Below are 19141 nucleotides of genomic sequence, written 5' to 3'. Positions count from 1 at the left end.
GCGGCCGAGTCGGAGAAGGAGACACAGATGGACCGCAACACCGTCGACTGGCACGGGTACATCCCCGCGATCACCACGCCCTTCACCCGTGAGGGCGCGTTGGACGCGACCGCGTTCGAGGGGCAGATGCAGTGGCTCGCGGAGCAGGGGATGCACGGCGTCATCCTCGCGGGGACCTCGGGCGAGTGGTTCAGCATGACCGAGGCCGAGCGGGCGGAGCTGTTCGCGCTCGGCGGCCGCTTCCGCGCGGACATGCGTGTGATCGGCGGATGCAACGCGTTCACGGCGGCCGAGGCCATCCGGCACGCGCACGCCGCCGAAGAGGCGGGGCTCGACGGGATCCTCGTGACCCCGCCGCCGTACATGGTGCCCACCCGCGAGGAGATCGTGGCGTTCTACCAGGAGATCTCCGACGGTACGACGCTTCCCCTCACGGTCTACAACTGGCCGCGCGGATGCATCGTCGACCTGAGCCCCGATCTGCTCGGTGAGCTCGCAGACATCGAGAACGTCGTGGCGATCAAGAACTCCACGGGGGACTTCCGGGCGTTCCTCGACGCGATGTACCTCGTCGAGGATCGGGTCCGCTACTTCGGCGTCCCCACGAACGCGCTGGGCGCCGACCTCGTGTCGCTCGGGCACGGGGACGGACTGATGGGCTCCGGCGCTCCGCTCGGACGCGATCACCCCGGATTCTGGGACGCGCTCGCCGCAGGAGACCGTGCGCGCGCGATCGAGCTCGGCGCGCGCGACCGGGTGGTGATGACGAGCTGGTTCGGCCCCGACTACGGCGCGCAGTTCGGAAACCAGCAGGCGATCATGAAGACCGCACTGCGGTTGCAGGGCGTGCCGGCGGGCTTCGTGCGCCGCCCCCTTCTCGAGCTCTCGGAGGAGCAGGTCGACCGGGTCCGCGCGACGCTGGAGGGGCTCGGCATCACGACCGTGCCGTTGTCGTGACCGTGCGGTACGACGCGGTCGTCATCGGCGGCGGTCTGCTGGGCGGCGCGCTGAGCTGGATGCTGGCGGGCGAGGGCGCCTCCGTGCTGCTGCTCGAGAAGGATCAGCTGAACCAGCACGCCTCGGGGCAGAACGCCGGGAGCCTGCACTTCCAGCTCGAGTACCGGATGGTCGAGAACGGCTGGGAGTCGGCGCGCACGGCTGCCGCGGCCATGCCGTTGCACCTGCACGCGGCGGAGGCATGGACGCGGCTGGGCGATGAGCTCGGCGAGTCGGTCGGCGTCGTGCAACGCGGTGGTTTCATGCTTGCGGAGACCGCGGAGCAGGTCGCGGTGCTCGAACGCAAGGTCGGCCTCGAGCAGGAGTGGGGCCTGGATGTGTCGCTGCTCGACGGAGACGAGTCTCGTCGGGTCGCGCCGTACCTGTCCGACTCGGTCGTCGCCGCCGCCTACTGCCCCTTGGAGGGCAAGGCCGAGACCCGCATCGCCGGTCCCGCTCTCGTCCGCGGCGCCGTGCGGCGAGGGGCGCACGTCCGCACGCACACCCGGGTGACGGCGCTGGAGCGCGACGCCGGCGGCTGGAGGGTCACCGCGCGCGGTCCGGAAGGCGAGCTGCACGTCCATGCCACGACCGTGATGATCGCGGCGGGCGTGTGGACCACCGAGGTGGGGGAGATCGCCGGAGCGCAGCTGCCGACCATCCCGCTCGCCCTGATGATGAGCGTGACCGCGCCCACCGCGCCGTTCATCGACCACCTGGTGCAGCACGCCGGGACGAAACTGTCGCTCAAGCAGACCAAGGAGGGGACGGTGCTGATCGGGGGCGGTTGGCCTGCCGCCCTCGGCCGGAGGGCGGGAGCGCCGGATCTCGAGGTGCGCCCGCGGCTGCTGGCGGAGTCCATCGTCGGAAACGCCCGCGCAGCGATCGGCGTGGTCCCCGGTACCGCGCGACTCCCGGTCGTCCGCTCCTGGGCGGGGACCACGACCATCACGCCAGACCAGCTCCCGCTGGTCGGGAGGTGCCGGGGTGCCCCGGGATGTTCGTGGCCACCGGGGGTCGGCGTTCACTCTCGGACCGAGCTTCGCCCGCGCGCTGTGCGATCTCGCCGCCGGGCGGGCGCCCCAGGTCGACCTCCGGCCGTACGCGCCGGACAGATTCGGAGTCATGGCATGAAGAACGAACCCCTCGCCGAACGCACCGCACCCCGTCGGTGCGACGTGGCCTTCACCGTCGACGGTCGCCGTGTGATCGCGGCTGCCGGCGAGACCGTCGCCGGGGCCATGCTCGCGGCGGGTGAGCGGACCTTCGCCCGGAGGTACGGCGAGCGGCGTGCGCCGCTGTGCAACATGGGGACCTGTTTCGAGTGCGCCGTCACCGTCGACGATGCGCCCCTCACCAGGACATGCCTGACCACGGTCCGCGAGGGCATGGACGTGCGGACGGACGTATGAGCTCCGAGCCGTACGACCTCGTCATCGTCGGGGCGGGACCGGCGGGTCTCGCCGCCGCCGTCGAAGCCTCCGCGCAGGGTCTGCACACGCTCGTGATCGACGAGCAGCGCGCCGCGGGCGGACAGATCTTCCGGCAGCCTCCGGCGGAGTTCGGCGAGCCGGTGCGCTCACCGGTGGGCTATCCGTGGGCAGCTCGGCTGCTCGCCGACGCCGCCGACGCGCCAGGGGTCGAGTGGTGGTTCGAGTCGACCGTGTTCGGGATCCTCGACACCCGGTCGACCGGCCGCGACGAGTTCGAGGTGCTCGTCGCGGGGCCGCAGGGCGCACGGCGCGCACCCGCCAGGCGACTGCTCATCGCGACAGGTGCGTACGACATGCCGGTCGCGTTCCCCGGGTGGACGCTGCCGGGGTGCTGATGGCCGGTGCGGCGCAGGGGCTCCTGAAGTCCCAGCACCTGCGTGCCGCCGGGCCCGTCGTGCTGGCCGGGTCGCATCCGCTCATGCTGATCGTGGCTGCCCAGTTGGCGCGTGCGGGGGCCGAGGTGACGGAGGTGGTGTTCGCCAGGGGACTGCCCTCGTTGCGTGAGCTGTTCCTCGCCGCTCCGGCCGTTCCCGGGCATGCGCGACTTCTGGCCGAGCTCGCCGGCTGCGTGCTCACCCTCGTGCGACGCGGCGTGCGGATCAGGACGGCGACGGTTCCCACCGCGATCCTCGGCGACGGGGGCGTGGGCGGCATCCGTGTCGCGAGAGCCGATCGGGCGTGGCGTGTACGCGGCCCCGAACGTGAGGTTCCGGCCAGGACCGTCGTGCTCGGCTACGGCTTCCACGCCTCCACCGAGCTCGCGCGTCAACTCGGGTGCGCGGTGCGCTGGGATTCCGCCGCGGGGGATGGCTCGTGGCCGTGGACCGCGACTTCGAGACGGATGTCCCCGGGGTCTTCGCCGCGGGCGAGCCCACCGGGGTGTCCGGCGCGGAGCAGTCGCGCGCCGAGGGGGCCGCAGCGGCGGCGGTCATCGCCGCACGTCTGGGCCGCCCCGTGACCGCCGTACGGTCCAGGGCCCTCGAGCGTGACCTGCGGAGATCGCGGAGATTCGCGGCGGTCGTGCAGCGGATGTTCGCCCCGGAACGCCCCGGCCTCACGGCCCTCGCCACACCGGCCACCACGGTGTGCCGGTGCGAGGCGATCCCGCGCTCCGACATCGACGGTTTCCTGCAGGCGAACCCGCATGCCGACACCGTCGATGCGGTGAAGCTCAGCTGTCGCACCGGAATGGGCCCTTGTCAGGGGCGGTATTGCGAGACGACCGTGGCTGGTGCCGTCGCCGCGGCGCGCGGGACGACGGTCGCCGCTGCCGGTCGCTTCGCCGCACAGCTGCCGGTGAAGCCGGTTCCGCTGCAGACGTACGCCGAGCTCCTCGACGGCGACTGAGCGCAGTCCGGTCCGGACCCGCACGTCCGACGTCAGCGGAGGCGCAGGTCCTTGCGGAGGATCTTCCCGGAGCTCGACTTCGGGATCACGTCGATGAACTCGACCTGTCGCACCTTCTCGTGCGGCGCGACGTGGGCGGCGACGTGCGCCATGACCGCATCCGCGTCGAGGTCGGCGTCCGGCTGCCGCACCACGAACGCCTTCGGAACCTCCTGGCCGTCTTCGTCGAGTGCGCCGATCACAGCGGCGTCGGCGATGGCGGGGTGCTCGAGCAGCACGGCCTCCAGCACTGCGGGGGCGACCTGGTACCCCTTGTACTTGATGAGCTCCTTGAGCCGGTCGACGATGCGGTAGATGCCGTCGGGGGTGACGGTCGCGACATCGCCGGTGTGCAGCCAGCCGTCGGCGTCGAGCATCTCGGCCGTGGCGTCGGGGCGGTTGAGGTACCCCACCATGACCTGCGGACCGCGCACCCACAGCTCGCCCGGCTCGCTGGCGCCCTCCGTGGGCGTCGCCACGTCTTCGCCCGATTCCGGGTCGACCAGTCGCGCCTCGGTGTTGGGCACGAGGGGACCGATCGCCGAACGGTCGACGTCGTCTCGCGTCTCGGAGGTGAGATTCACGGCGGGGCTCGTCTCTGTCATGCCGTAGCCCTGCGTGACGATGCAGCCGAGCCGGTTCGCCACGGCGGCCGCGAGGGTGCCGTCGAGAGGGGCGGCGCCCGAGAAGATCACTTTGACGGACGAGAGGTCGAACTGATCGACGATCGGATGCTTCGCCAGAGCGACCGCGATCGGGGGAGCGACGAACACCCAGGTCGTCCGGTGCTCGGCGATGATGCGTAGGAACTCCGGCAGGTCGAACTTGGGCATTGTCACGAGTCCTGCACGCTGGCGCAGGGCGAAGTTCAGCAGCACCGTCATGCCGTAGATGTGGAAGAAGGGGAGCACGGCCAGCACGCGGTCGCTCGCCTCGACGCCGAGCACCGGACGGCACTGCGAGACGTTGGCCACCAGGTTCCGGTGGGTGAGCATGACCCCCTTGGGGCGCCCGGTGGTGCCCGAGGAGTAGGGGAGGACGGCGAGATGGGTGGCCGGGTCGAACGTCACATCGGGAGCAGGCCGTCCTTCCCCCAACAGCGCCGGCAGCGAGGGGTGTCCCTCGGCGCCGTCGAGCACGATGAGGTGGTCGGCCGGGAGGCCGAGTTTCTCGGCGGCAGCGCGTGCTCCGGGAAGCAGTGGAGAGACCGTCACGAGCCAGGTGGCATCCGCGTCGGTGAGCTGATTCGCGATCTCCTCCGCGGTGTAGAGGGAGTTGATCGTGGTGGCCGTCGCCCCGGCGCGGAGGATGCCGTGGAACACGGTCGCGAACGCGGGGATGTTCGGGCACAACACCCCGACCGTGGTGCCGACGCCGACGCCCCGGGCGGCGAGGGCGCCGGCGAAGAGGTCGATCTGGCCCACGAGCTGTCGGTACGTGGTGGTGGCTCCGCTCGCGCCGTCGACGAGGGCGACCGTGTCGAGCTCGGCGTCGTCGAGGTCGCCGAAGAGGAAGTCGTGGATGGAGATGTCGGGGATCTCCACGTCGGGATAGGTGCTGCGAACCATGAGATCTCCTTCGATCCGGGTGGCCGACGTCGTCGTCGAATGCGATCCAGTGTCGCACAGAACGGGACTGCGTCCCATAGTCGGATGACCCTCAGACGGCGTCGATGGAGCCGTATCGGGTGCTCGGTCGGCCCTTGGTCGTGTAGTCGAGGGAGCGCGTGGCCCTGCCGGAGCTGGCCAGGTGCTCGAGGTAGCGACGCGCACTGACCCGGGAGATGTCGAGGTCGTCGCCGATCTCGGTCGCCGTGGCGTCGGTGCGTGCGGCCAGCGCGGAGGACACCCGCTCCAGCGTCTCGGCGCTGAGGCCCTTGGGGATGCCGAAGCGCTGGCGGAAGGCGATGATGGCGTCGGCGGCCTCGACGCGGCGCACGACGTCGTGGAGCTCCGTGTGGTCGCGGAGCAGCAGCGTCGCCCCGACGCCGCCGTCCTCGGCTTCGCTTCCGGTGCTCCGGGCGACCAGCACGTGCGAGCCCACGATCACCGGGCGCCCCGCGGCTTCGCCTTCGCGCAGCACCGTCGCCAGCTCTTCTCCCAGGACCTCGGCGGCGGAGGCGCCGTCGAGGTCGGCCGCGTCGGTGCCGAGGAAGCGCGCGGCCGCATCGTTGACGAGGGTGATCCGTCCCCTGTCGTCGACCGTGATCACGCCCTCGCTGAGACCGTGCAGCGTGGTCTCCTGGTTCTTCACGAGCGCGGCGATCTGGTGGGGCTCGAGCCGGTAGATGCGGCGCCGGATCACGGACGTCACCCACGCCGAACCGAACACCCCGAGCACGGCGGCGGCCAGCATCGCCGAGATCAGCCACACGAGGTTCGCGCTGAACTCCTCGTTGAGCTCGGACTCCAGGATGCCGACGGATGCGGTGCCGATCACCGTGCCCTCGTCGTCGCGGATGGGGACCTTGACGCGCCAGGAGGTGCCGAGGGTCCCCGTCTGCGTGCCCACGTAGATCTCGCCCGAGAGCGGTATCGACGGGTCGGTGGAGACCTTCTCCCCGATGCGCGCCGGGTTCGGGTGGGAGTACCGGATGCCGTCTTCGTTGGCCACGACGACGTACGCGAGGTCGGATGCCTCACGGATGACCTCGGCGATGGGTTGGATCGCGGCGGCGGGATCGGCGTCGTCGAAGGCCGACTGCACGGCCGGAAGGGCGGCGATCGACTGTGCGACCGCCTGCATCCGGTCTTTGTAGGCCTCGCGGAGCGCCTGCTCCTGGAACGCGCCAGCCACGATGCCGGTCGCGAGGGTCACCAGGAACACGATCAACGCCTGCAGCACCAACAGCTGCACACGGAGCGTCATCTTCGAGGCCACCTGACCATTGTCGTCGTCCGACGCAGGGGGTGCGAGCAGGGGAGGGCACTGCTCGCGACCAATAGTTCCGTAACTGCGACCAATGGTTTCCGAAGCTTGAGCGCGACGTCACCGCCTTCCACTGTTGATCCACAGCATTCACGAACGCTCAAGGAGGAGCGCACATGAAGAACGCACGCATCGGAGCCCTGACCGCCCTGGCGGCGGTGGCCGCACTCACCCTCACCTCGTGCGCCGGGGGCGGCGCAGCAACGGACGGTGGTGGGGACGAGGCCGAGACCGCGACCGTCACGGATGTGTCGATCGTCGTCCCCGCCGATCCGGGTGGCGGATGGGATCAGACCGGCCGAGCACTCTCCCAGGTGCTCACCGAGGACGAAGTGGTGAACTCGGCTCCCGTCACGAACGTGGGCGGCGCGGGCGGCACCGTGGGGCTGGCACAGCTCGCGAACGAGAACGACCCGGCCACTCTCATGGTCATGGGACTCGTCATGGTGGGTGCGGTGGAGACCAACGCCTCCGCCGTGCGGATCGAGGACACCACGCCCATCGCCCGGCTCACGGACGAGCCGCTCGTGGTGGTCGTCCCTGCCGATTCGGAGTACGACACGCTCGAAGACCTCGTCGAGGACATCGCCGACAACGGTCAGGCGGTCACGATCACCGGGGGCTCCGCGGGCGGCGCAGATCACATCCTCGCCGGGCTCATGCTCGAGGAGGCGGGCCTCGACGGGGCGGAGATCGCGGAGAAGCTGAACTACACCCCGAACTCCGGCGGTGGTGAAGCCGTGCCGCTGCTCATCGGCGGCAAGGTCGCGGCGGGCATCTCGGGTGTCGGAGAGTTCGCGCAGCACATCGAGAGCGGTGCGCTCCGGGCGCTGGCCGTATCGAGCGAGGAGCAGGTGCCGCAGCTGCCCGACGTCCCGACCATCACCGAGGAGGGCTACGACGTCGTCCTCACGAACTGGCGCGGTGTCATCGCCCCTGGCGGCATCTCCGACGGGGAGAAGGCGGAACTGGTGCGCGTGATCACCGAGCTGCACGACTCGGAGGCGTGGACCGAGCAGCTCGAGACGAAGGGGTGGACCGACGCGTTCCTCGTGGGTGAGGAATTCGACGGATTCCTCACGGGGAACATCGACGAGGTCACCGCGACGCTGAAGAACATCGGGCTGGTGCAGTGACATGACGGTCCCCACCTCACCGGGGACCGAGGAGCAGGGGGTGCGGGTCGGCCTGGACGGCCGACCCGCACGATCAGCGTCCTCCGTCCCCGTCGGCGAACTGGTGTTCGCCGCCATCATGGTCGCGCTCGGCGTCTTCGCCGTCGTCGGCATCTTCCTGATCCATGTCCCGGTCGGCATGAAGGCCGGCCCGACCGTGTTCCCGATCTTCGTCTCGGTCATCCTGCTCGCCTCCGCCGTCGCGGTGCTGGTCGGTGTCCTGCGCGGTGAACGCGGCGGCGCGGAGGAGGCGGAGGACATCGACGAGACCCTTCCCACCGACTGGGTCACACTCGCCAAGCTGGCAGGGCTCGTCGTCGCTCACCTGCTCCTGATCGAGCCGCTGGGGTGGGCGCCCGCGGCCGCTCTGCTGTTCGGCGGCGTCGCCTGGTCGCTCGCCGCCAAGCGCTGGTGGATGGCCTTCATGATCGGTATCGCCGTGGCCCTCGTGATCCAGGTCGTGTTCGGCGGGCTGCTCGGCTTGTCGCTGCCGTGGGGTCCTGCTCTCGGCTGGCTCGGAAGGATGTTCTGATGGACAGCTGGACCCTGCTCCTGGAGGGCTTCGCGACGGCACTGCAGCCGCAATACCTCGCGTTCGCGTTCCTCGGCGTCTTCGTCGGCACGGCGGTCGGAGTGCTGCCGGGCATCGGACCGGCCATGACGGTCGCGCTGCTGCTTCCGCTGACGTACACGCTCGATCCCGCCGCGGCGCTCATCACCTTCGCGGGCATCTACTACGGCGGTATGTACGGCGGTTCGACGACGAGCATCCTCCTCAACACCCCGGGAGAGTCGGCCTCGATCGTCACGGCGATCGAGGGCAACAAGATGGCCAGGCTCGGGCGCGGAGCCGCCGCGCTCGCCACCGCGGCCATCGGTTCCTTCATCGCCGGCACCCTGGCGACGTTGGGGCTGACGCTGCTGGCCCCGCTGCTCGCGCAGTTCGCGGTGAACCTCGGACCCGCAGACTACGTCGCCCTCATCGTCATCGCCTTCATCACGGTCGGCGCCCTCATCGGCAGCTCGATCTCACGAGGCATGCTCTCCCTCGGCGTCGGCCTGTTCCTCGGGCTCGTCGGCACCGACTGGCTCTCGGGCCAGCAGCGGTACACGCTCGGGCTCCCCGCGTTGTCGGACGGCGTCGACATCGTCCTCGTCGCGGTCGGCCTGTTCGCGGTGGGTGAGACGTTCTACATCGCCGCGCGGCTGCGGCACGGCGGCGTCGACGTGATCCCCGTCACACGTGGATGGCGGTCCTGGATGACGAAGGCCGACTGGCGGAGGTCGTGGAAGCCGTGGCTGCGCGGCACGGCGATCGGCTTCCCGATCGGCACGATCCCGGCTGGGGGAGCCGATGTCGCCACGTTCCTGTCGTATGCGACCGAGCGCAAGCTGTCGAAGCACCGTGACGAGTTCGGACGTGGAGCGATCGAGGGCGTGGCCGGCCCGGAATCCGCCAACAACGCGGCGGCGGCGGGCGTGCTCGTCCCGCTGCTCACGCTCGGGCTGCCGACCACCGCGACCGCGGCGATCATCCTCACGGCGTTCCAGTCGTACGGCATCCAGCCGGGACCGCTGCTGTTCGAGAGCCAGTCGAATCTCGTGTGGGCGCTGATCGCGAGCCTGTACATCGGCAACGTCATCCTGATCGTGTTGAACCTGCCGCTCGTGGGCATGTGGGTGAAGCTGTTGCAGATCCCCCGTCCGTATCTCTATGCGGGCATCCTGCTGTTCGCCGCCTTCGGCGCATATGCGCTGCACAGCTCGCCGTCCGACATCGTGATCCTGCTGGTCGTCGGCATCCTCGGTTACTTCATGCGGAGGTACGGCTACCCGGTCGCGCCTCTGGTGGTCGGGATGATCCTCGGGCCGATGGCGGAGGAGCAGCTGCGCAAGGCGCTGCAGCTCAGCCAAGGAGACCTCAGCACTCTGGTCATGCAGCCGTTCGCGGCGATCGCCTACGGGGTGCTCGCGCTCCTGATCGTCGGCGGGCTGTGGCTGCGGCGCCGGCAGCGTCGGTACGAGCAGGCTCTGACCGAGTCGATCGCCGTACCGATCAAGGCCGACTCCGAGGTGTGAGTTCGAGCGGGGAGGAGGCCGCGAGTAGGCTGATCCGGTGAGCGACGTACAGGCCCCCGCACGAGGGCCTCGCGCCTACACGGCATTCATCGGGATCGGCCTCCTCGCGGGCCTCCTGTCCGGGCTGTTCGGCGTCGGCGGCGGCACGGTCATCGTCCCCCTGCTGGTGCTCCTGCTCCACTTCGACCAGCGGCTGGCGGCCGGAACCTCGCTCGCCGCGATCGTGCCGACCGCGAGCGTCGGGGTGATCTCCTACGCCACGACCGGTTCGGTGGCCTGGATCCCGGCGATCATCCTGGCAGCCGGGGCCGTGGTCGGCGCGCAGATCGGGACGCGACTGCTGCCGCGCATCTCGCAGACCGCTCTCCGCTGGGGCTTCGTCGGCTTCCTCCTCGTGGTGATCGTCAGTCTGTTCCTGGTGATCCCCTCGCGCGATGCCGCCTTCGAACTCACCTGGTTCACGGGTGTCGCGCTCGTCGCCGTCGGCGTCGGCACCGGCATCCTCGCCGGCCTCATCGGCGTCGGCGGCGGTGTGATCGTCGTCCCGGTGCTGATGCTGGCCTTCGGCACGAGCGACCTGGTCGCCAAGGGCACCTCGCTGCTCATGATGATCCCCACGGCGATCTCCGGCACCGTCGGGAACCTCCGCAACCGCAACGTCGATCTGCTCGCCGCCCTGCTCATCGGGGTCTCCGCCTGCACCACGACCGCCCTCGGCGCCTGGCTCGCGACGATCGTCGACCCCACGCTCGGCAACATGCTGTTCGCGGCATACCTCGTGGTCATCGCCGTCCAGATGGCGATCAAGGCGGTTCGCGGACGCACCCGCGGCTGAACGAACCGTGCCGGCGAGAGCGGCCTGAGTCCTCGCGCGATCGCACGTTCCCCTCAGCGGAGGGGGGAGCGCTGATGTGCCACGATCACCCGTGTTCCCGCCTCTCGGAGATGACCGATGTGGCGCCGGTCGGTCCCCTCGTCGACGATGACGGCATCGAATGCTGCAAGCGGGAGCATCGCGTGCAGGGCCCGCTTCTCGAACTTCGTGTGGTCGGCGAGGAGGATCCGCGTCAGGGCGGCGTCGAACATGGCGCGCTTGACGTCGATGGTCTTCGGCGTCTGATGGAAGGCGATGTCGTCGATGATCGCCGAGGTCGACATCACCACGGTGTCGGCGCGGTGAGCGGCGATCGCGTCGGTGGTCGCTCGTCCCATGTACGCGCTGCACCAGTTGTGGAACTCCCCGCCGAGGCCGATCACCGTGATCCCTCCGGCTGAGCGGAGGGCATTCATGATCGTGAGGGAGTTGGTGATGACGGTGAGCGGCCGCTTCGCCGCCAGATGGGGCACCAGATGCAGGGAAGTGGTCGAATCGTCGAGGAAGATCGCCTGGCCGGGATGGATGAACTCGAGGGCCGACATCGCGATGGCCTCCTTCTCCGCGAGCTCTCGTCCGGCTCGATAGAGATCGCTCGACTCGACGAGGGCAGTCGACGTCACCGTCGCGATCCCGCGGGACTTGCGCAGCAACCCCCGTCGTTCGAGTTCATCCAGATCACGATGCGCCGTCATCGTGCTGATGTCGAATCGTGCCGCGAGTTCATCTATCCGGATCGTCCCGGCGGTCACGACGGCGTCGGCGATCGCTCCCTGTCGCGCGCTCCGACGACTCACGCGGGCGCGCGTGCCGTGCAGGAGCGGCAGCTCGAGGTGCTCGACCGGGGTCACGATCTCCGGCCTCCGCGCGGTGTGCACGCCGCAGCTTCGTCGACGATCCGCGCGAGCGCGGCGGGGTCGTGGGCGAAACGTCCGAGGAAGAGTCCGTCGACGATGGTTCCGAGTTCGGTGAGGGTGCCCGGTTTCGCGCTTCCTCCGTAGAGCAATCGGAAACGGTGGACTCTGGCCTCGGCCGTCAGCATCTCGCGCAGCGCGCCGAGGACGACGGCCACGTGCGCGGCGTCGGCAGCGTCTGCACGTCCGATCGCCCAGACGGGTTCGTAGGCGACGAGGATCTCTGCCCCTTCATCTTCGGCGAGGGTGGCCAGACGGCTGCGGAGTTGTCGTGTACATGCTGCCGCCGCGTCGTGCGGTGTGCCCCGCGCAAGCTCGCCGATGCAGATCAGGGGATGAGGTGGTTGCGCACCGCCGCGGACACCTTGCGGGCAGCGATCGTGTCGTCCTCTCCGAACACACTGGTCCGCTCCGCGTGCCCGACCGCGACGACACGGCAGCCCGCATCGGCGAGATCGGCACCGCTGACTCCTCCTGTGACGGCGCCGTGATCCGTCCAGTGCAGGTCCTGCGCGCCGACCTCGACGGCGGTCCCGCTCAGGGCATCCACCGCGACCGCAAGCGAGGGGAGCGAGGGGAGCACGAACAGTCCGACCCGCCCACTGCGGAGTGCGGGGGTGTCGCGGGAGATCTGCGCCACGGCGCGGAGCCACTCCCTGCTCTCGGCCGTGTCCATGTACAGCTTGAGGTTCACCCCGAGGAGCACGGGAGGAGCGAAGAGCCCGTCGTCAGTCACAGCGTCCTGACTGCTCGTAGTCATCGAGGATCGCGACCTTCGCCGCGGACGGCGAGGAGTCGTCGAACACGTATCCCAGCCATTCCCTCGTGAGCCGACGGGCGAGCTCCAGGCCGATGACCCGCTGTCCGACGGTGAGCACCTGGGCGTTGTTGCTGAGCACACTGCGTTCGACGCTGAAGCTGTCGTGGGCGGTGACGGCGCGGATGCCCGGCACCTTGTTCGCCGCGATCGCGACTCCGAGTCCTGTTCCGCACACCAGCACGGCACGGTCCGCGTCGCCTGCTCGCACGTACTCCGCCGCGGCGATCGCCACCTGAGGGTACGGCGTGTGCCCGTCGGCGTCCACGCCGACATCGATGACCTGGGCCACTCGGGGTCACGCTCCAGGTCGGCCTTCAACGCCTCCTTGTAGGTGAACCCCGCATCGTCACTGCCGATCACCACGCGCCATGCGGTCATGATGTTCGTCCCTTCTTCTTGTCGATGACGGCCGACACCGCGGCCATCGCGTGAGCGAACGAGATCGCTCCGGGGTCGGGCGACCCCACGCTCTTCTGCGCGTGCGGCCTCGCACGGCCGCGGCGCGGCTGCAGATTCGCGGTGCCCTGAGCGGCGGTCTCGGCAGCCTGCACCGCCTCGGTCCAGCAGCGGGCGACGCCTCGACCGGCGGCGGCGCCCGCGCGCAGGGTGGTCACGAACGGCACCAGTGCGTCGACGAGGGTCTTGTCTCCGAGCACAGCGTGCCCACGCTCCTGAACGACGGCGCGCGCAGCGTCGAGGGCGTCGGCCAGCCTCGCGGCATCGGGGAGGGCGTCGTCGCCGAGCGACTCGCCCGCTGCCCGCATCCCCGCACCCCACAACGCTCCTGATGTGCCTCCGCCGCGGAGCGCCCACGCATCGCCTGCGCGAGCGAGGAGCGTACCCGCGCCCGCTCCGCGATCGAGAGCGAGTGTCGCGGCCTCATCGGCGGCGCGAGAACCTCGCTGCATCCCGATTCCGTGGTCACCGTCGCCGGCGACCGCGTCGAGGCGTCCGAGGGCGTCCGCCTCGGCGTCGATGCGACACCGGATCGCGTGGAGGGCTTCCTGCAGGAGCACCGCTGCGCGTCGTGACCTCGCCGTCGCGGGTGGGATCTCCTCGGAAGCGCCGGCGGCACCTCCGCGTGGGGTCTCGTCGTCGACGTCCGTGGATGCGGGCAGCGACTCCTTGCGATACGCGGGTGTGGATGCGGGGGAACGCCACGCCTCCTCCAACTCCTCGTCGAGCCAGGCGAGGGTGAGGGACAGGCCTGCCATCTCGAAGCTGGTCGCGTACTCGCCGATCTCGGGGTCGATGATCCGGATGCCGCTGCCCTCGAGCAGTCGGACGACGTCGGCGTACACGACGAACAGCTCCTCCGCCTTGACGGCGCCGAGTCCGTTCAGCACCAGCGCCACCCGTTGGTCGTGGACCTCCTCGATGCCCTCCGGTCGTTCATCGAGCAAGCCGGCCACGAGGAGTTCAGCGAGTTCTCGCGCCGTGGGGAGTGGCCGCACGTCGATTCCGGGCTCGCCGTGGATGCCCATGCCGATCGCCATCCACCCATCCGGCACGGTGAAGAGGGGTTTGCTCGCACCCGGGAGACGGCATCCGCTGAATGCGACCCCGAAGGAACGAGTGCGGTCGTTCGCGCGCGCCGCCAACTCCGCCACGGCATCGAGATCACGCCCCTGTTCAGCGGCCCAGGCCGCCGCCCGGAACACCACCAGATCGCCGGCGATGCCGCGGCGTCGTCCCCGTTCTGCCGGTGGGGCGCTGCACACGTCGTCCGTGACGACGACGGAGCGGCAGGGGATGCCCTGCGCGCGCAGCTCCTCTTGGGCCTGGTCGAAGTTGAGCACATCGCCCGCGTAGTTGCCGTAGCAGAGCAGCACTCCCGCCCCTGCGTGCGCAGCGACCGCGACGGAGCGGACCTGCGGTGCACTCGGCGACGCGAAGACGTTGCCCATCGCGGCGCCGTGTGCGAGACCTGGTCCGACGAGTCCGGCGAATGCCGGGTAGTGGCCTGATCCGCCGCCGATGACCACGGCGACCTGATCCTGAGGTGTGCCCGAGCGGCGCACGGCGCCGCCCTCGACCGCTCGCACGCGGTCACGATGTGCGGCGAAGAACCCGATTGCCGATTCCTCCGCGAAGTCGGTCGGGTCGTTGACGATGTAGCTCATCTTGCCTTCCTTCCGGATGCGGGGCGGAGTGTGACTCCGTCCCGCATCCGCGATCGAACGGACTGTCTCACTCCGTGTAGGTGAACGGCCCGGTCATCTTGTCGACGTTGTCGCTGGTGATGAGGATGCAGTCGAACGACTGCTTCTCTGTCTTCGGGGCCTTCCCGGTCTTCAGGAAGTCGTCGGCGAGCTCGACGGCTTTCGCGGCGAAAACGGTGACAGGCTGCAGCACCGTGTAGGCGAGTTCGCCCGACTCGACAGCGTCGACGGCGTCTGGGCTGCCGTCGAAACCGCCCACCACGACACCCTTTTCGCGGCCGGCCTCCTTCAGTGCTGCGATCGCGCCGAGCGCCATCTCGTCGTTGCCGGAGATGATGCCCTTGATATCGGGGTTCGCCTGCATCAGCGCTTGCGTCTTGTTCCGACCCTCCGTCCGATCCCAGTTGGCGACGTCTGAGCCCACCTTCACGAGGCCCGGGTACTGCGACAACACCGTCCCGAAGCCGTTGGATCGGGTCTGCGCGTTGTTGTCGGACGGCGCACCGAGCAGCTCGATGTACTTGCCGGCCTGCTGCATGCGAGTGGTCCACTCCTGCGCGCCCAGCGCGGCGCCCTGCGCGTTGTTGGAGACGAGCTGAGCCTTCGCCAGCCCCGACTGGTTGATCTCGGCGTTGACGAGGAAGACGGGGATTCCGGCCGCATCGGCCTTCTTCACCGCCGCGACGGAGCCGTCTGCATTGGCGGGATCGAGGATGATCGCGGCCGACTTGTTGGCGATCGCGGTGTCGATGAGGGTGTTCTCGGTGTTCGTGTCGCCCTTGTGCGCGCCCACCACGGAGGTGTACCCGAGGTCTTTCGCTTTCGCGGCCGCGGCATCGCCCTCCGCTTTCCAATACGGGTTCGCCGGGTCGTTGACGATGACGGTGATGAGGCCGCCCTTGCCGTCAGTGGATACCGGTCCGGCCTGCTTCTGGTCGGACGTGCACGCGGATAAGCCGAGCGCGAGCGTTCCGGCCACGGCCAGGGCGGCGAGAGCCTTCTTTCTCATCATGGGGTGTGTCCTTTCTGGTTGGGGCCGACAGCGCAGGCGGATGCCGGTTCGGTCGATCAGGGGTTCGAGACGGATCGCGTCGCGGAATCCTGACCGGACGGAGAAGCGGGCGGTTGCGGCGAGACGCTGTTCGTCCGGCGCCGCCGCCCGTACTGCAACGTGTTCAACAGCACCGCGACGACGATCACGGCGCCCATGAAGACCATCTGCCAGTACGCGGAGACGCCGACGATCACGAGGCCGTCCGAGAGGAACCCGATCACGAAAGCGCCGAGGAGGGTTCCGCGAACCGTCCCGCGGCCGCCCGTGAGCGCGGCGCCGCCGATGACGACCGTGGCGATCGCCGTGAGCTCGTACGACTGCCCAGCGGTCGGCCCCGCACTGGTGAGCGTCGAGGCGAGGATCAAGCCGGCGATCGCAGCGCACACGCCGGAGATCACGTACACGCGCACCTTCACGCTTCGCACCGGCACGCCCGAGAGCTCTGCGGCCCGCTCGTTGCCGCCCGAGGCATACAGCCAGCGGCCGAACCGGGTGCGTCCGAGGACGAAACCGAGCACCAGGGCGAGGACCGCCATGATCACCACGCCGACCGGGATGCCGAGGATGCGGTTGAAGCCCAGCCAGTCGAAGCCGGTGTTACCCCGCTCGGCATCTCCGCCGAGATCGTTGATCGTGAGGCCGTTCGTCATGAGGAGCGCGAGCCCGCGCACCACGTAGAGCATTCCGAGTGTGGCGACGAAGGGTGCGACCTTGAACCGCGCGATGAGGATGCCGTTGACGAGACCGGCGAGCGCGCCGACTCCGCACGCGAGGAACACGGTGACCGGGACGCTCGGGTAGAGGACCACTCCGAACAACGTCAGCGGAACGCCGCTGAGGAGGAACCCCGCGATCACGGCAGAGAAGCCGAGCGTCGACCCGACCGACAGGTCGATCCCGCCGTTGAGGATGACCACGAGCATGCCGAGGCCGAGGATCGCGTAGATGGCGACATGGGAGGCCATGGTGAGCAGGTTCGCGACGGTGAGATAGTTCGGCGTCAGCGAGGAGAACACCACGATGACGAGAAGCAGCGCCAGAAACGCCCTGCCCTCGAGGAGCAGCTTCGGGAGCGAGAATGCACGCGCATTCCGGATGATGGTGGTCGTCATGGTCGGATCCGATCGAGTGGTTCAGGTCAGTGCTTCACCGGAGGCGGCCATGATCATGTCCTTGGTGGCCTCCGGCGTGAACTCGGCGGAGATGCGGCCGCGACGCATCACGATGATGCGGTGCGCGATGCTGAAGCACTCGCCGACCTCGGAAGTGGAGTAGACGACCGCGAGTCCTTCACGCGCCTTGCCGGCGAGGAGGCGGAAGACCTCGCCCTTCGCGCCCACGTCGATACCGCGGCTCGGTTCGTCCAGGAGCATCACGGTCGGTCGAGTGGCGAGGATCTTGCCGATCACGACCTTCTGCTGATTGCCGCCGGAGAGGGCTCCGATGGGCAGGTCGGGCCCGGGCGTCTTGACCGTGACGGCGGCGATCAGCGCGTTGGCACGCTCGGTGTCGAGTCGGCGTGAGATCGTTCCGCGTGACATGCTGCGCTGCACGCTGGCGAGCGTGAGGTTGGCGCCGACGTCGAACGTCTGGACCAGGCCGTCCCGCTGGCGGTCTTCGGGCACCAGTCCGATGCCCGCGGCGATCCGCTCGGCGATGGACAGGGGCAGGACGGAGCGCCCGTGCAGCAGGATGTCCCCGGATGCCATGGGCTCTCGGCCGGCGACGGCCTCGAGCATCTCGGTGCGACCTGCCCCCATCAGACCGTAGAGGCAGACGATCTCGCCGGATCGCACCTCGAGGTCGACTCTGTCGACGGCCGCGCGATCGCTGTTCTCCCTGTCGCGCACGACGAGACCGTCGAGACGCAGCGCGACATCGCCGAACGCGTAACCGGTGGGCGGCGTACCCAGGTCGAATCCGTCGCCGACCATCGTCCGTACGATCCACGCCAGGTCGATGTCCGCGCGCTCGCCGCGAGCGGTCATCACACCGTCGCGGAGGACCACCGCGTGATCGGTGATCTCCAGCGCCTCTTCGAGATGGTGGGAGATGTACACGATCGCGACATCGCGCGCCAGCAGGCTGTTGATGATGCCGAAGAGCACTTCGACCTCGGCCGCGGTGAGCGCCGAGGTCGGCTCGTCCATGATGAGGATGCGCGCGTCGATCGACAGGGCGCGAGCGATCTCGATGATCTGCTGCTGGCCGACGCGCAGGTCCGATACGAGCGTGTCGGGATCGACGCCGATGCGCATGTCGTCGAGGAGCGCCTTCGTCTGCCGCTCCTCTTCGGCATAGTCGACCCCGAAGGGCCCGTGAAGTTCGCGCCCGAGGAAGATGTTGTCCCGCACGGAGAGGTTGGGGGCGAGCGACAGCTCCTGGTGGATGATGGAGACGCCGAGATCCCGGGCCTCGGCCGCGGAGGACAGCACGACGGGCTTCCCATCGAGGAGGATCTCGCCGGAGGTCGGCTGCTCGACCCCGGAGAGGATCTTCATCAGCGTCGACTTGCCGGCGCCGTTCTCGCCGAACAGCGTGGTGACCGTGCCCCGGCGGACGGTGAAGTTCACGCCCTTGAGAGCTTTCGTGCCGCCGTAGGTCTTGGTGATGTCGCGTGCTTCGAGCACGACACCGTCGGTCTCAGCGCTCATTCGGTCTGCACCTCGACCGGCGTGACGAACCAGGCGGTCGGGCTCACGAAGGTGAAGGCTCCGACGACGGTCACGGTCTTTCCGGATAGCGACGAGACATCGATCGACGAGAGAGTCTTCGCCTTCAGCTCGTCGTTGATGGCGGCTGCGGCGTTCTGATACTCGATCTGGTTCCTGAACTGTCCGAACTCGATGTCGCCGGCGACGTCGCGGAGGTCGGTGCCGTTCACGGCGGGTCCGAACTGCACGCGGATCTGAAGGTCCGGCGACAGGCCCGTCACCGCGATCGGGGCGATCCCAGCGTCGGCCTGGCCGACGACGCCGGTGATCTCGACGCTGTACACGGGACCGCTCGGGCCCGTCGTGGCGTACTTCTCGGCGGCGTCCGCCAGGTCGGCGGCTATCGCGTCGGCGAGCTCCTTCGCCTCGACGGCGTGGGCGGATACGAAGTCCTCGATTTTCGGGAACTGCGTCGCGCCGAAGGTCGCGGGGTCGAATGCCGAGGGGCCGGGCGCGCTGTCGCCGTCGATCGGCAGCACCTTCGTGCCTACGGCGACGAACGCGATGAGGGCGACGACGATCACGGCCTGCACGATCTTGCGCATC

At 69.2% G+C, this 19141-nt stretch carries 17 protein-coding genes and 2 pseudogenes; 9 read left to right on the top strand and 10 right to left on the bottom strand.

What is annotated here, in order from left to right; genetic code table 11:
* Positions 1-27: 27 nt before the first annotated feature.
* The 5 genes from K1X59_RS15735 to K1X59_RS15715 are packed head-to-tail and all read left to right on the top strand — an operon-like array spanning position 28 to position 3836.
* Positions 28-957: a dihydrodipicolinate synthase family protein gene (locus K1X59_RS15735; RefSeq protein ID WP_183150758.1), complete on the top strand. Its 930-nt coding sequence runs from the start codon at positions 28-30 to the stop codon at positions 955-957.
* A complete protein-coding gene (locus K1X59_RS15730; RefSeq protein WP_220173567.1) occupies positions 954-2408 on the top strand; it encodes an FAD-dependent oxidoreductase in 1455 nt (484 codons plus the stop codon). Before K1X59_RS15735 ends, K1X59_RS15730 begins: the two co-directional genes overlap by 4 nt.
* Positions 2405-2824, top strand: coding sequence for an FAD-dependent oxidoreductase (locus tag K1X59_RS15725; protein WP_220173566.1), 420 nt, complete (start codon positions 2405-2407; stop codon positions 2822-2824). Before K1X59_RS15730 ends, K1X59_RS15725 begins: the two co-directional genes overlap by 4 nt.
* Positions 2803-3447, top strand: coding sequence for a hypothetical protein (locus K1X59_RS15720; protein ID WP_220173565.1), 645 nt, complete (start codon positions 2803-2805; stop codon positions 3445-3447). Before K1X59_RS15725 ends, K1X59_RS15720 begins: the two co-directional genes overlap by 22 nt.
* Positions 3444-3836, top strand: coding sequence for a (2Fe-2S)-binding protein (locus K1X59_RS15715; RefSeq protein WP_183150754.1), 393 nt, complete (start codon positions 3444-3446; stop codon positions 3834-3836). Before K1X59_RS15720 ends, K1X59_RS15715 begins: the two co-directional genes overlap by 4 nt.
* A 32-nt stretch (positions 3837-3868) precedes the next feature.
* Here the strand turns inward: K1X59_RS15715 and K1X59_RS15710 are convergent, their stop codons facing one another.
* Together K1X59_RS15710 and K1X59_RS15705 are read right to left on the bottom strand one after the other, a co-directional pair.
* Positions 3869-5443 (bottom strand): AMP-binding protein, encoded by a 1575-nt coding sequence (locus K1X59_RS15710; protein WP_220173564.1) that lies wholly within the window; start codon positions 5441-5443, stop codon positions 3869-3871.
* Positions 5444-5534: 91 nt separating this feature from the next.
* A complete protein-coding gene (locus K1X59_RS15705; protein WP_183150753.1) occupies positions 5535-6755 on the bottom strand; it encodes a PAS domain-containing protein in 1221 nt (406 codons plus the stop codon).
* A gap of 164 nt (positions 6756-6919) precedes the next feature.
* Here K1X59_RS15705 and K1X59_RS15700 point away from each other — a divergent pair, with 164 nt between their 5' ends.
* From K1X59_RS15700 to K1X59_RS15685, 4 genes are read left to right on the top strand one after another with little or no spacing between them, the layout of a single operon-like run.
* Positions 6920-7939 (top strand): tripartite tricarboxylate transporter substrate binding protein, encoded by a 1020-nt coding sequence (locus tag K1X59_RS15700; protein WP_183150752.1) that lies wholly within the window; start codon positions 6920-6922, stop codon positions 7937-7939.
* Between the two features lies 1 nt (position 7940).
* Positions 7941-8510, top strand: a complete 570-nt coding sequence (locus K1X59_RS15695) for a tripartite tricarboxylate transporter TctB family protein (protein ID WP_244632084.1) — start codon at positions 7941-7943, stop codon at positions 8508-8510.
* Positions 8510-10057 (top strand): tripartite tricarboxylate transporter permease, encoded by a 1548-nt coding sequence (locus K1X59_RS15690; RefSeq protein ID WP_220173563.1) that lies wholly within the window; start codon positions 8510-8512, stop codon positions 10055-10057. Before K1X59_RS15695 ends, K1X59_RS15690 begins: the two co-directional genes overlap by 1 nt.
* Before the next feature lie 37 nt (positions 10058-10094).
* A complete protein-coding gene (locus K1X59_RS15685) occupies positions 10095-10892 on the top strand; it encodes a sulfite exporter TauE/SafE family protein (protein ID WP_183150751.1) in 798 nt (265 codons plus the stop codon).
* Between the two features lie 53 nt (positions 10893-10945).
* Here K1X59_RS15685 and K1X59_RS15680 read toward each other — a convergent pair whose 3' ends face one another.
* The 8 genes and pseudogenes from K1X59_RS15680 to K1X59_RS15645 all read right to left on the bottom strand — a co-directional run bounded on the left by K1X59_RS15680 (position 10946) and on the right by K1X59_RS15645 (position 19140).
* On the bottom strand, positions 10946-11782 hold the full coding sequence (locus K1X59_RS15680; RefSeq protein WP_183152862.1) for a DeoR/GlpR family DNA-binding transcription regulator: 837 nt from the start codon (positions 11780-11782) through the stop codon (positions 10946-10948).
* Positions 11779-12521: pseudogene (locus K1X59_RS15675) on the bottom strand (triose-phosphate isomerase family protein). Before K1X59_RS15675 ends, K1X59_RS15680 begins: the two are co-directional and overlap by 4 nt.
* Before the next feature lie 52 nt (positions 12522-12573).
* Positions 12574-13043: pseudogene (locus K1X59_RS15670) on the bottom strand (ribose-5-phosphate isomerase).
* Positions 13040-14788 carry a dihydroxyacetone kinase family protein gene (locus K1X59_RS15665; RefSeq protein ID WP_220173562.1) on the bottom strand — a complete coding sequence of 583 codons (1749 nt, stop codon included), beginning with the start codon at positions 14786-14788 and terminating at the stop codon, positions 13040-13042. Before K1X59_RS15665 ends, K1X59_RS15670 begins: the two are co-directional and overlap by 4 nt.
* A 67-nt stretch (positions 14789-14855) precedes the next feature.
* Positions 14856-15839, bottom strand: a complete 984-nt coding sequence (locus tag K1X59_RS15660; protein ID WP_244632082.1) for a D-ribose ABC transporter substrate-binding protein — start codon at positions 15837-15839, stop codon at positions 14856-14858.
* A 56-nt stretch (positions 15840-15895) separates the two neighbouring features.
* Positions 15896-16993 (bottom strand): ABC transporter permease, encoded by a 1098-nt coding sequence (locus K1X59_RS15655; protein ID WP_183150748.1) that lies wholly within the window; start codon positions 16991-16993, stop codon positions 15896-15898.
* A gap of 21 nt (positions 16994-17014) precedes the next feature.
* Positions 17015-18535, bottom strand: a complete 1521-nt coding sequence (locus tag K1X59_RS15650; protein ID WP_183150747.1) for a sugar ABC transporter ATP-binding protein — start codon at positions 18533-18535, stop codon at positions 17015-17017.
* Entirely contained in the window at positions 18532-19140 is a 609-nt protein-coding gene (locus tag K1X59_RS15645) for a DUF2291 family protein (RefSeq protein WP_183150746.1), read from the bottom strand. The genes K1X59_RS15650 and K1X59_RS15645 overlap by 4 nt, the downstream gene beginning before the upstream one ends.
* Position 19141: the final 1 nt, after the last annotated feature.

It is taken from the genome of Microbacterium sp. Se5.02b (assembly GCF_019464375.1).
In the GTDB taxonomy this organism is placed as follows: domain Bacteria; phylum Actinomycetota; class Actinomycetes; order Actinomycetales; family Microbacteriaceae; genus Microbacterium.
The sequence above is the reverse complement of the archived record's forward strand: the minus strand, read 5'-3'. Positions and strand labels throughout refer to the sequence as shown.